This is a genomic window from Mesorhizobium sp. M1A.T.Ca.IN.004.03.1.1 (genome assembly GCF_003997555.1).
Classification (GTDB): domain Bacteria; phylum Pseudomonadota; class Alphaproteobacteria; order Rhizobiales; family Rhizobiaceae; genus Mesorhizobium.
The window spans coordinates 1-277 of the sequence record NZ_RZTV01000252.1 but is presented as its reverse complement, the minus strand read 5'-3'; the positions used below and the strand labels follow the sequence as shown (position 1 = coordinate 277).

Annotated in this window: 1 protein-coding gene; it reads right to left on the bottom strand. The window is 58.8% G+C overall.

The features are described from left to right. Nucleotides 1-277: AGE family epimerase/isomerase (locus tag EOD29_RS31575; protein WP_206520543.1), on the bottom strand; the 277-nt coding region annotated here is incomplete at both ends.

Sequence of the window (277 nt, the reverse complement as noted above, 5' to 3'; positions counted from 1 at the left end):
GCGATAGGCGCCGCCGTCGAGCGGCTGCCAGTCGGCGGTGAATTCCTCCGCGATTGCGCCGTGCTTGGCTTCCCAGAACTTTGTGTTGAGGATCTCGGTGATATCATTGAGCATGCCGTCGGCAAGCGGATGGCCGATGGTCTTTGCGGAGGAGGCGGCGAGCAGCACGAAAGCATGGCCATAGCCCTGCTTGTTGGAATCGACCGGACCGTCATTGTTAAGCGACCAGAAATAGCCGCCGTTTTTCCGGTCGCGATGATGGTTCCAGAGATAGTTC